The organism is Serpens gallinarum (assembly GCF_014836765.1).
GTDB classification, from domain to species: domain Bacteria; phylum Pseudomonadota; class Gammaproteobacteria; order Pseudomonadales; family Pseudomonadaceae; genus Serpens; species Serpens gallinarum.
On the sequence record NZ_JACSQG010000002.1, the window covers coordinates 25,765 to 38,118 of the forward strand.

The following is a 12,354-nucleotide window of genomic DNA, read 5'->3' on the forward strand; positions in this document are numbered from 1 at the left end:
GCAAGCTGACGAAACTTACCACGCAACAACTCAAAACGGGACCTTCTAAAGTCGTATATTCCGAGCCTGAGCCGCTTGCCAGAGCGGCGACAGCCTAAGGCTCCTCGATCGCCCCGCCCGCCGGCAGGTAATCACTGCGCTGCAGGCCGTGGCGCTGCATTTTTTCATTTAGGGTACGGCGCGGCAGTTGCAGCAGCGCCATGACCTCGCTGATGCTGCCCTGGCAACGCTGCAGCGCCAGGTGCAGACAATGGGCCTCGAACGCCTCCATCTGGCCCGCCAGCGACTGCTCGGCCACCACCGGCGTGCCCGACGGCATGGTCAGGCCGAGTACATGGCGTTCCGCGGCATTCACCAACTCGCGCACATTACCCGGCCAGTCGTGGGCCAGCAGCCGGGCCATTTCCGTCGGCAGTAAGGCGGGACTTTCCCGACCATGGCGTTCAGCGGCCAGACGGGCGAAATGCTCGAACAGAAGGGGAATATCCTCACGCCGTTCGCGCAGCGGTGGAATGTGCAGCTCGGCGACATTCAGGCGGTACAGCAAATCCTCACGAAAGCGCCCTTCACGCACCTCGGCCTGCAGGTCCGGCTTGGCCGCACTGATGACCCGCAGATCGACCTGAATGCTGCGGTTGGAGCCCAGGCGCTCCAGGCTCTTCTCCTGAATCACCCGCAGCAGCTTGACCTGCTGCGCCAGCGGCATGCTCTCGATTTCGTCGAGAAACAGGCTGCTGCCGTCGGCATGCTCGATGCGCCCGATACGCTTGGCCTGCGCTCCGGTAAACGCACCGCTTTCATGCCCGAACAGTTCGCTCTCAAAGATGTTCTCCGGAATCGCCGCGCAGTTCAGGGCGACAAAGGGTTTGGCAGCCCGTGGGCTGAAATCGTGCAGGCTGCGCGCCACCAGCTCTTTGCCGCTACCGGTTTCGCCGCGTATCAGCACATTGACCTGGGTGGGCGCCAGCTCCAATACCTGCTGGCGAAGCTGTTCCATGCCTCGCGACACGCCCAGCAACTGGCCTTCGATCATTCCCTTGCGGGCCACCTGTTCACGCAACCGGCGGTTTTCCATTACCAGGCGACGCTTGTCCAGGGCGCGCCGCACGCTGTCCAGCAAGCGCTCTGGGCTGAAAGGTTTTTCGATGAAATCGTAGGCCCCCTGCTGCAGGGCCTGCACCGCCATGTTCACATCGCCGTGCCCGGTGACCAGGATCAGCGGCAAATCGCGATCGATGTGCAGCAACCGCTCCAACAGTTGCAAGCCATCGCAGCCAGGCATGCGCACATCGCTGACCAGCACGCCGGGAAAATTGCGACCAATCAGCGGCAAGGCCTCGCTGACACTGGCACAGCAATGCACCAGCAGGCCGGACAGTTCCAGCCATTGCCGGACCGCCTGGCGAATCGCCGTCTCATCGTCGATGAAGATGACTTGATCCGTCACGGTGCCCCCTCTGGGATGAATGATGTTCAGTATCGGCTGCCGGTAAGGTCAACGTGAAGACCGCTCCGTCATCGCTGGTCGCCGCTCCCAGGCTGCCGCCCAGATCGCGCACGATGCCGTAGGAAATTGCCAGGCCCAGGCCCAGCCCTTCGCCCACCGGCTTGGTGGTAAAAAACGGATCGAACAGGCGCTGCAGATGCTCGGCGGCAATGCCACCGCCATTGTCGCTGACGCTGAGCTGCCAGATTTCACCCGTGCGCCGACTGCGGATACGCAACTCAGGGTGCGGTTGATGAGCGGTGGCATCCAGCGCGTTGTCGAGCAGGTTTACCAATACCTGTTCGAGACGAATGGCGTCGCCCAGTACCCAGGCCTCGACGTCCACCTGGTTATCCACAAGCACTTGTGCGGTGCGCAGGCGAGGCGCCAGCAACTGCAGCGCCTGGTCGAGCACATGGGCCAGGCTGAGTCGCTCGCGCAAGCCGCCGGGGCTTTCCCGGGCGAATACTTTCAGATGGCTGGTCAACCCGGCCATGCGCTGCAACAGACTGTCGAAGTGCGTCAGCACCTCCTGAACCTGTTCCTCCCTCCCGCTGCGTTGCAACAGGCGCAGGCTCCCCAGTTGCATGCGCATGGCGGTCAACGGCTGGTTGAGCTCATGGGCCAAGGCCGCTGACATCTGCCCCAGGGCAGCCAGTTTTGCCGCTTGCACCAGCTCGTCCTGCGCCTTGCGCAGCTCAGCAGTACGCTCGACAACCAGGCGCTCAAGCTCGGTGCGCCGGCTCTGCAGCAAATGTTGATTCCTACGCCGCTGAATCAGGAACAGGACCAGAAACGCCAGGGTCATCCAGAGGCCCGCCGCTGACAACCGATAGCCCTGCACCTTGCCCATCACCACATTCGGCTCCTGGAGCAGATGCAACGTCCAGCCTTCCTGGTTCGGCCCCAGCCGCTGCCAGAAGTAGTCGCGCAACCCTTCCGGCCCCGCAACCCGGCGCACTTCGCTGAAGGTGTCGATGCGGCGTAGCGGCTCGCTGATCATCGCTTGCAGGGTCTGCTCGGCATATTTACGTGCATCGATCAGCTGCACGCGCTGTTCGGCCGCAAGAGGCTCGAGGTGGCGAAAGCGCCAGGCCGGTCGGTTGCTGAGAATGACGACCTGATCATCGGCCGTGACCAGAAAGGTGCCAGGTTGGCCGAGCCAATCGCGCTGCAGGTCCTCGAGCTCGAGTTTGACCACCAGCACACCGGTCACCACACCATCCTGTTCAATGGCATGGGAGAGGAAATACCCGGGCACGCCGGTGGTCACGCCCACAGCGAAATAACGCCCCCAGACGTCCTGCAACGCATCCTGAAAGTAGGGGCGAAACGCGTAGTTATGGCCGACGAAGCTGCTTGCCTCATCCCAGTTGCTGGCCGCCAGGGTGTCGCCATGCCGGTCGATCAGGTACAGCACGCTGGAACCCGCCGCCTGGTTCAGACGCGCCAGGCGTTCGTTCAGGCTTTGCCGCAGGTGCTGATCCTCGGGCGAGCGCAGCAGGCTACGAACATCCTTGTCCAGGGCCAGTAAGGCCGGCACCGAACGAAACCGCTCGACCAGGGTATGCAGGGTTTGTTGATACAGCTGCAGTTGCCCCTGCCCCTCAATGCTGCGCTCTTGCCAGGCACGCTGTTCGCCCAGCCGCCCGGCCAGCCAGACGCTGATCAGCAGTCCGAGAACAATCAGCAATATGCGGAGGAAGACGGGATGACGAAATACAGACACGGGACGGCTCAACCCAGAAAAGGTCTGCATGTATGCCAGCCTGGGGGCCAGGGAGCAAGTGCCATGGGTGTGTCGGTATCGACACCTGATGTGGCGTGGAACGCGGCGATACCACCCACGTTGTTTGGCATTTGGGTTGCGCGATACCAGCCGAAACGTAGGCTGGATCGCGCCTCATCGATCCACCGAGCGGGGTCATGGTGGAATCTACACTCTACCGACAAACCGCCACTCGGCTTACGAACGCAACACCCTAGCCGTAAAGGTCAGCGCGACTCCAGGGCAGATCATGGGAACCGTCTGCGCGCGGACGCACGGCCAGGATCTGGTGCAGGTTGATCCAGTTATTCTCGAAACCATAAGCGCAGCCCGCTAGGTACAGCCGCCAGATGCGCAGGCTTTTTTCCGCCACCAAGGTGGCAGCCTGCTCTAGATGAGCCTCGAGGTTGTCGCTCCAGAAGCGCAGCGTGCGGGCGTAATGCAGACGCAGGCTTTCCACATCCACAACCTCCAGGCCCTCTTCGCTCATCCGTGCGATGGCCGTGGCCAGGTGCGGCAATTCACCGTGGGGGAACACGTAGCGGCCTATGAATTCGCCAGCGCCGCGCCCCACCGGTCGGCCATCGGTGGTGCACGCGGTAATGCCATGGTTGAGCACCAAACCACCAGGTTTCACGGCATTGAACAGCGTGCGGAAATACAAGCCCAGGTTGGCATGGCCGACATGCTCGAACATGCCCACGCTGACCACCTTGTCGAAACGGCCATCGGCGGGCAAGTCGCGGTAATCGAGCAGCTCCAATTGCACGCGGTCACTCAGTCCCTCGGCCTCGACCCGTTGACGGGCCAGGCTAAGCTGTTCCTTGCTGAGGGTGATGCCGTACACCTCGACACCAAACTCGCGGGCCGCGTAGCGCGCGAGCCCACCCCAACCACAGCCGACGTCCAGCAGACGCTCACCAGGTTTAAGCCGCAGTTTCAGGCACAGGTGACGCAGCTTGGCCAATTGCGCCTGTTCGAGGGTTTCCGTGCCGGTGGGGAAATAAGCGCAGGAATAGACCATCTGCGGGTCAAGCCACAGCGCGTAAAAGTCATTGGACAGGTCGTAGTGGTAGGCAATGGCCGCGGCGTCGGTGGCCTTGTCGTGCTCCTCACGCTCGCCCGGTGCCGTTTCATTCTCAGCGCCCAGCGCGCGGCTCAAGGCATCGCCGATGCGGATCACTTCCGACAGCGGGCCCTGCAGGTCGAAACGCCCCTCGACATAGGCGCTGCCCAGGGCATCCAGGCTTGGCCTGCCCAGCTGCGTCAGCAAAGTGGGATCATGCACGTCCAGGGTGACGCGTGGATTGGGGCCCAAATCCAGTTCTTGGCCATCCCAGAGTCGCAGCCGCAACGGCAGCCGGAGCTCGTGCAAAACGGGAGGAAGATGCGCTTGCATGCTCAAACTCCTCATAAAGGGTGTGTGCTGAGCAAGCGTAGACCACTGATCTGGGTCTTTCGGGCTTATCTAGCCGCGCAGGATGAAATGCGGGAAGAGTTGTTCCAGGCGCTGCCAGAGGCGCATGTGGTCATGGGGCGGGCACGAATCCCCAAGATGCTCGTCAAGCATGCGCATGCTGCGCGAGCACTGCACGACAAATCGCTCGACCCCTTGGGCGCGCAGGCGCTGTGCCAAGTCCAATAGCCGCTCGGCATCGAACAGTTGCCAGTGCACCGTGGTGCGCACCTCATGGGCCACACTGCTGCGCAGCAGCAACCCCAGGCTGCGCCAGTTGGCGGCGCCGCTGCCCTCCACACCAGTGATCGCCGTGCTGTGCTCAGGCACGGCTTTGATGTCAAAGCCCACCCAATCGACCAGCGACAGCACCCTTGCGAAGCGCTTCGGCTTGATCCCGGCGCTGTGCAAACCAACCTTGAAGCCCAGAGCGCGCACTTCGGTGATGGCCTCCGGCAAGGCCGCCTGCAAGGTCGGCTCGCCGCCGCTGAATACCACTGCGTCCAGCAAGCCGACACGCTGGCGGAGGAACGCCAGGATGTCGTCCCAGGATTTTTCCTGCTCGCCGCGCGCCGGAATCAGCTGCGGGTTATGGCAATAGCGGCAGCGCCAGCCACAGCCCTGGCAGAACAGCACGCAGGCCAGTTGGTCGGGGAAATCCAGGGTGGTCAGGGGAACCAGCCCCCCGACCCTGAGTGCATTACTCATGCCGCCCGGCCGCTGCTTCGGTGAAGTGCTGGCGCTCGCGGTGTTCGGACTGCTTGCCGGGATTGAAGGCGGTTACCGGGCGGTGATAACCCATCACCCGGGTCCAGACTTCACAGCGTTGACGTTGCTCTTGCGGCAGTTGAATGGTGTTCATCGGTTGAAGCTCCTTTTGTAGAGGGTCAGGTAATCAGGCGCAGCAGGCCTGTTGTTTTCGCAGCAGCTCCTCGTCGCACGCCGGGCAGAACTCGTGTTCGCCAGCCAAGTAGCCGTGCACCGGGCAGATCGAGAAGGTCGGCGTGACCGTCAGGTATGGCAGGCGGAAGCGGCTCAGGGCGTTGCGCACCAGATTCTTGCAGGCTTGCGCTGAGGAGATCCGCTCAGCCATGTACAGGTGCAGCACGGTGCCACCGGTGTACTTGGTCTGCAGCTCGTCCTGCAGCATCAGCGCCTCGAACGGGTCGTCGGTAAAGCCCACTGGCAGTTGCGAAGAATTGGTGTAGTACGGCGCCTCCGCTGAGCCGGCCTGCAGAATGGCGGGGAAACGTTTACGGTCTTCCTTGGCAAAGCGGTAGGTGGTGCCTTCCGCTGGTGTGGCTTCGAGGTTAAAGAGATGGCCGGTGTCTTCCTGAAAGCGCACCAGCGCGGCGCGCACATGGTCGAGCAACTCCAGGGCAAAGGCCCGCCCAGCCGTGGTATGCATGCCCTCGCGGTCGTGGGTGAAGTTGCGCAGCATTTCGTGCAGGCCGTTCACGCCAATGGTGGAGAAATGGTTGCGCAAGGTGCCTAAGTAACGCTTGGTGTAGGGGTACAGGCCGTTATCCATGTGCTGCTGGATCACCTTGCGCTTCACTTCCAGGCTCTGCCGCGCCAGCTCCAGCAAGGCGTCCAGGCGCCGGTAAAGGCCGGTCTTGTCGCCTTGATGGCGATAACCAAGGCGCGCGCAGTTAATCGTCACCACGCCCAGCGAGCCGGTCTGCTCGGCCGAGCCGAACAGTCCGCCACCACGCTTGAGCAGTTCGCGTACATCCAGTTGCAGGCGACAGCACATGGAGCGCACCTGGTTGGGCTGCATGTCCGAGTTGAGGAAGTTCTGGAAATACGGCAGGCCATAGCGTGCGGTCATCTCGAACAGCCGCTCGGCGTTGTCGCTGTCCCACGGAAAGTCGTGGGTGATGTTGTAGGTCGGGATCGGAAAGGTGAACACCCGGCCCAAGCCATCGCCGGCCATCATCACCTCGATGTAGGCGCGGTTGATCAGCTCCATCTCGGCCTGCAGCTCGCCATAGGCGAAGGGCATTTCCTCGCCGCCGATGTAGGGAATCTGCTCGCACAGATCTTCCGGGCAGACCCAGTCGAAGGTCAGGTTGGTGAACGGCGTCTGGGTGCCCCAGCGCGACGGCACGTTGAGGTTGTATATAAACTCCTGAATGGCCTGTCGCACCTGTGGATAACTCAGCTGGTCCTTGCGCACGTAGGGCGCCAGGTAAGTATCGAAGGAACTAAAGGCCTGGGCGCCGGCCCACTCGTTCTGCAGGGTGCCGAGAAAGTTGACCATCTGCCCGAGCGCGCTGGACAGGTGTTTCGGCGGGCCGGCCTCGACGCGCCCGGGGATGCCGTTGAAGCCTTCATTGAGCAAGCTGCGCAGCGACCAGCCGGCGCAATAGCCGGCCAGCATATCGAGGTCATGGATATGCAGATCACCCTCGCGATGCGCCGCACCGATTTCCGGGCTGTATACCTCGTCCAGCCAGTAGTTGGCGGTGACCTTGCCGGACACGTTAAGGATCAACCCGCCGAGAGAATAGCCCTGGTTGGCGTTGGCCCGCACGCGCCAATCCTCGCGAGACAGGTATTCGTTCATCGAGGCGGCGACATCGACGATGGCCTTCTGATCGCGACGACGCCGACCGTGACGTTCGCGATAAACGATATAGATGCGCGCAGTGGCGTAGTAGCCGCTCTCCATCAGCACCCGCTCGACACAGTCCTGGATCTGCTCCACCTCCAGGTCGGGCACCTGCTGCAAACGCGGCAGCACCGCCTCGGTCAGGGCGCTGGCCTCGGCGTCGGAGAACTCGCCGCAGGCCTGCCCGGCGGCGGCAATCGCCGCATAGATTTTGTTCGGATCGAACGGCACCAGGCTGCCATCGCGTTTGCGCAAGTGGGTGGGATACAGGGCGGATGACAGGCCGGGCATGCGTGACTCCAATCACAATATATGGTGTTTTTTATATTAAAAAACACAAGATACTGTGAACGATACGGACAAGGTGCATCCTCTCCATTGACCATGGTCAATAATCAATAGGCCGTATTTGTAAGTGAGGAGCCATTACCGCGTGGCAAAACGGCGACAGGGCGTGAAGCCCCAGGTGCACTCGATAGCGGATGCGGCCTAAGAACGGACTGCCCGCAACATCGCTGTAGGCGCGTTTGTTCATTGGAGAAAAACGCTGCGGGCCGTGTCGAACATGCCGGCACGGCCCGCGTGGTGCGAGTGATGACCGGAGGTCAGGTTTGGGCGGCAACCGGCGATGCATCAGCCTTGGCCGCTGCGCCGAGGGCGCGAATCAACTGCCACAGGCGCGGCGGTAGCTCATCGGGGTCGAGGCTGTCGATCAGGTTCTTGATGCCCAGGCCCAGGTCGGTGTCGCCCTCGATCACCAGACGCCGGCGGAAGAACAGCGTATCCGGGTCCTCCTGGCGGCTTGCCAGCAGCAGGAACTCCTTCCAGTTACCCCGAATGGTCACATCGGCCTTGGCGTCACGCAGCAGCTTGAGGCCGCCCGGGGTGCGCGTCAGGCACCAGGCCAGGCCCAGGTCGCTGACCTCCAGCCGCAGCCAGCGCCCATCGAGCAGGTCGAAAGCTCCGTCGGCCAGCGGCTCGGCAAACAGCCGCTCCACCGTCTTTTCCAGCACCCTTTTCTGGATGCCGAACGGGACGTGCCGACTCAACGGCAACAGCGGCTCACCCACCCGCAAAGTCAGTTGAGCAATACGTTGGGTGTTCAGCATAAACCCGCCTCCTCGGCGCGCAGCATGCCTGGCTGGCCGTGCCAGTACCCGTTACAGCCGTCCACCAATAACGGTGGCAGTGCACCCCGGCGGACGTCGTCGAATGTGCGGATCACTTCGTCCATGCCCTCGGCGCGCGGGCTGAGGCGCAGGATGTCGCCGCCAGCGGCAATCAGCTGTGGATAATCGGCGAGCAGGTTGCTGACCTTGGCTGACATCGTCTGGATGCCGTTGAGGGTGAAAACCGCTTCGTTTTCCTGGCTGAGCAGCGGAATGCCTTCCGGGTAGTTCAGGCAGACGAACTGGCAGTCATCCTTGGGGCGGTTCTCGGCCCGGGCGGTAAAACAGCGCGCCGAGTAGGCCAGCGGCAAATGGCCATAGGCGAATAGTTCCACTTCGGGGCGCTGGATGCCCAGAGCATCGAGCTGCTCCAGGCTGTCCTTGATCAGCGCGCCGGCGCACTCCACTGGGGGTACCCAGCGCTGCAGGCCGCAGTCGATCAGCTCAGCCAGGGCGTGACCGTTGTAGATATTGAGTGCGGGGCCGGCCACGAAGGGTCGGCTGCGTTCGCGCATGAACTGCACCGCGCCCATGTCGTTGGCTTCCACCAGCAGCTCGCCGTTGTCACACAGTCGGCGCAAGCTGGAAAGCTCTGAAGCGGCCTCGACCAGGGTCAGGCCGGAAATCACCAGCTCGGCATCGGTCATCCCGCGCAGATCACGGGCCAGTCCCAGCCAGTCATCGAGCGACAAGGCGCGGCGCTTGGAGCATACGGTTTCGCCCAGGTAAATGATGTCCAGCGGCTGTTCGGCCATCTCGGCGTAAAAGTTCAGCAGTTTCTCGCGGGTCCAGTAGAACAGGACCGGGCCAAGGCTGAGTTTCATGGTCATGGTCTCCTCACTGCCAGGCACGGTGGTAGGCACCCAGGGTGGTCTGGCTGCCTTCGGACAGCCCGCCCAGCGCGGCGCGCCAACTCGACTGCACGCTGAAATTCTTGGGCGCACGCTGATAGGCGTCGAGCGCTTCGCGCCACACGTGGGTAACCTGCTCGACATACGCCGGGCTGCGCTGGCGACCTTCGATCTTCACCGCGGCAATGCCGGTCTCGACCAGTTGCGGGATCAGATCCAGGGTGTTAAGGCTGGTGGGTTCTTCCAGGGCATGGAAGCGCTGGCCATTGACCATGAAACGCCCCTTGCACAGGGTCGGGTAACCGGCGGCCTCGCCGTCCTGATACTGGTCGATCAGCACATCGTTGAGGCGCGAGGTCAGGCCTTCGGGTTTCTGCTCCCAGCGCACCGCCTTGGCCGGCGAGCAGACGCCGCACAGGTTGGGCGACTCGCCAGTGATGTACGAAGACAGGTGGCAACGGCCTTCGGCCATAATGCACAGGCTGCCGAAGGCGAACACTTCCAGCGGCACTGTGGTTTTGCCGGCCAGGGCGCGTACCTGAGCCAGCGACAGCACGCGCGGCAGCACGGCGCGACGAATGTTGTAACGCTGTTGATACAGATCTAGCGCCGCCGGGTTGGTCGCCGAGCCTTGCACCGACAGGTGCAGGTTGAGGCTGGGGTGGTGTTTGCTGGCATATGCCAGCACGCCGGGGTCGGCGCAGATCAGCGCATCCACACCCAAGTCAGCGGCGCGATCCACGGCGCTCTGCCAACGCTGCCACCCATCTGGCTGGGCATAGGTGTTCACCGCCACATAGAGTTTGCGGCCTTCCTTGCGAATCAGCTGCAGCCCGTTGTCCAGTTGCTTGGCGTCCATGTTCAGGCCGGAAAAATGGCGGGCGTTGGTGTCATCGCGAAAACCGACGTAAACCGCGTCGGCGCCTTGCCGCACGGCGGCCTTGAGAGCAGGCAGACTGCCCGCCGGACAAACCAGTTGCATGTCGACACCTCATGGCAAATTACCCTCCGCACTCTAGGCAGTTCGGTGGGGCGTGCCTTGATGGCAGTCAATCAAAGGAAGAGTCGTAAGGAAGGTCCGCTATCAGGCCGAGCGACACCCATAAAAAACGCCGCGTTCCCGAATCGGAAGGCGGCGTTTTTATTTTTCTTCTTCTGGCTGGGGCGGGGTCGTTATTCCACCGTTACCGACTTGGCCAAGTTGCGCGGCTGGTCGACGTCGGTTCCGCGCAATACGGCAACGTAATAGGACAGCAGCTGCAGTGGCAGGGTGTAGTAGATCGGCGCCAGCACTTCATGGCAGTGCGGCATGCTCACTACATGGGTACCTTCGCCATCTTCCAGGCCAGCTTGTTCGGCGGCGAAGACGATCAACTGGCCACCCCGGGCGCGGACTTCCTGCAGGTTGGACTTGAGCTTCTCCAGCAGCTCGTCGTTGGGCGCCACGGTGACCACCGGCATGTCGCTGTCCACCAGAGCCAGCGGGCCGTGCTTGAGCTCACCGGCCGGGTAGGCTTCGGCATGGATGTAGGAGATTTCCTTGAGCTTGAGCGCCCCTTCCATGGCCACCGGATACTGGACGCCTCGACCAAGGAACAGGGTGTGGTGTTTTTCGGCGAACAGCTCGGCGACTTTCTCCACCGCCTTTTCCATGCTCAGCACCTCGCCCAAGCGGCTGGGCAGGCGGCGCAGCTCTTCGACCAGTTCGGCTTCCAGACCCGGTGCCAGACGCTTGTGTACCTGGCCCAGGGCCAAGGTCAGCAGCAGCAGACCCACCAGCTGGGTGGTAAAGGCCTTGGTCGAGGCTACGCCGATTTCCGGCCCGGCGTTGGTCAGCAGAGTCAGGTCGGACTCGCGCACCAGCGAGCTGGTGGCGACGTTGCAGATCGCCAGGCTGGCCAGGTAACCGGCGCCCTTGGCGTTGCGCAGCGCGGCCAGGGTGTCGGCGGTTTCGCCGGACTGGGAGATGGTCACGAACAGGCTGTCCGGTTGCACCGCCACCTTGCGATAACGGAACTCGCTGGCCACTTCCACCTGGCAGGGAATGCCGGTCAGGCCTTCGAGCCAGTAACGGGCGACCATGCCGGCGTGGTAACTGGTACCGCAGGCGATGATTTGCACGTTGCGCACCTTGGCGAACAGCTCGGCGGCCTGCGGGCCAAAGGCTTCCACCAGCACCTGAGCATCGCCCAGGCGACCTTCCAGGGTGCGCTGCACCACCTTGGGCTGCTCGTGGATTTCCTTAAGCATGAAGTGGCGGTATTCGCCCTTGTCAGCGGCTTCCGCGCCGTCCTGATGTTGCACGGTTTCACGCTGTACGTCCTGGCCGTTGAGGTCCCAGATGCGTACGCTCTCGCGGCGGATTTCGGCGATGTCGCCTTCTTCCAGGTAGACAAAACGATCGGTGACCTGGCGCAGAGCCAGCGGGTCGGAGGCGAGAAAGTTCTCGCCCAGGCCCAGGCCGATGACCAGTGGGCTGCCGCTACGCGCTGCGAGCAAGCGGTCCGGCTGGCTGGCGCTGATCACCGCCAGGCCATAGGCACCGTGCAGCTCCTGAACCGCCGCCTTGAGCGCGGTGGCCAGGTCGCCCAGCTCGTGCAGTTTGTGGTGAAGCAGGTGGACGATGACTTCGGTGTCGGTGTCCGAGGTGAACAGGTAGCCGAGGTCTTTGAGTTGTTCACGCAAGGCCTGGTGGTTCTCGATGATGCCGTTGTGCACCACCGCCAATTCATGGCTGGAGAAATGCGGGTGGGCATTGCGCTCGCAAGGCGCGCCGTGGGTGGCCCAACGGGTATGGGCGATGCCCAGACGACCGCTCAGCGGTTCAAGCGTCTGCGCCTGATCCAGTTCGGCGACCTTGCCGGAGCGGCGTAGGCGTGACAGTTGCCCGTCGTTGTCGATCACGGCGATACCGGCGCTGTCATAGCCCCGGTATTCCAGGCGCTTGAGTCCTTCAATCAGGATGGCGGTGATGTTACGTTCGGCGACGGCGCCAACAATGCCACACATG

Annotated in this window: 8 protein-coding genes and 1 pseudogene; all 9 read right to left on the reverse strand. The window is 62.7% G+C overall.

All coding sequences use genetic code 11. The features are described from left to right. Window positions 1-94 precede the first annotated feature (94 nt). Window positions 95-1,447: a sigma-54-dependent transcriptional regulator gene (locus H9642_RS05350; protein WP_251835397.1), complete on the reverse strand. Its 1,353-nt coding sequence runs from the start codon at window positions 1,445-1,447 to the stop codon at window positions 95-97. After that, the gene (locus H9642_RS05355) at window positions 1,416-3,245 is read right to left on the reverse strand and encodes an ATP-binding protein (RefSeq protein WP_433962672.1); all 1,830 of its coding nucleotides are present in this window, start codon (window positions 3,243-3,245) and stop codon (window positions 1,416-1,418) included. The genes H9642_RS05350 and H9642_RS05355 overlap by 32 nt, the downstream gene beginning before the upstream one ends. 223 nt (window positions 3,246-3,468) lie before the next feature. Further along, window positions 3,469-4,653: a C17 cyclopropane fatty acid synthase CfaB gene (gene cfaB / locus H9642_RS05360; protein WP_251835399.1), complete on the reverse strand. Its 1,185-nt coding sequence runs from the start codon at window positions 4,651-4,653 to the stop codon at window positions 3,469-3,471. Between the two features lie 69 nt (window positions 4,654-4,722). Continuing rightward, complete coding sequence (locus tag H9642_RS05365; protein WP_251835400.1) at window positions 4,723-5,418, reverse strand: anaerobic ribonucleoside-triphosphate reductase activating protein; 696 nt, start codon at window positions 5,416-5,418, stop codon at window positions 4,723-4,725. Continuing rightward, a pseudogene (locus H9642_RS05370) lies at window positions 5,411-7,615 on the reverse strand (ribonucleoside triphosphate reductase). Before H9642_RS05370 ends, H9642_RS05365 begins: the two are co-directional and overlap by 8 nt. Window positions 7,616-7,929: 314 nt before the next feature. Then, window positions 7,930-8,433, reverse strand: coding sequence for a ubiquinone anaerobic biosynthesis accessory factor UbiT (gene ubiT, locus H9642_RS05375; RefSeq protein ID WP_251835401.1), 504 nt, complete (start codon window positions 8,431-8,433; stop codon window positions 7,930-7,932). Further along, entirely contained in the window at window positions 8,427-9,317 is an 891-nt protein-coding gene (locus H9642_RS05380) for a U32 family peptidase (RefSeq protein ID WP_251835402.1), read from the reverse strand. Before H9642_RS05380 ends, ubiT begins: the two co-directional genes overlap by 7 nt. Window positions 9,318-9,330: 13 nt before the next feature. Continuing rightward, window positions 9,331-10,326 (reverse strand): ubiquinone anaerobic biosynthesis protein UbiU, encoded by a 996-nt coding sequence (gene ubiU, locus H9642_RS05385; RefSeq protein ID WP_251835403.1) that lies wholly within the window; start codon window positions 10,324-10,326, stop codon window positions 9,331-9,333. A gap of 191 nt (window positions 10,327-10,517) precedes the next feature. Beyond that, window positions 10,518-12,353 carry a glutamine--fructose-6-phosphate transaminase (isomerizing) gene (glmS, locus tag H9642_RS05390; RefSeq protein WP_251835404.1) on the reverse strand — a complete coding sequence of 612 codons (1,836 nt, stop codon included), beginning with the start codon at window positions 12,351-12,353 and terminating at the stop codon, window positions 10,518-10,520. Between the last annotated feature and the right edge of the window lies 1 nt (window position 12,354).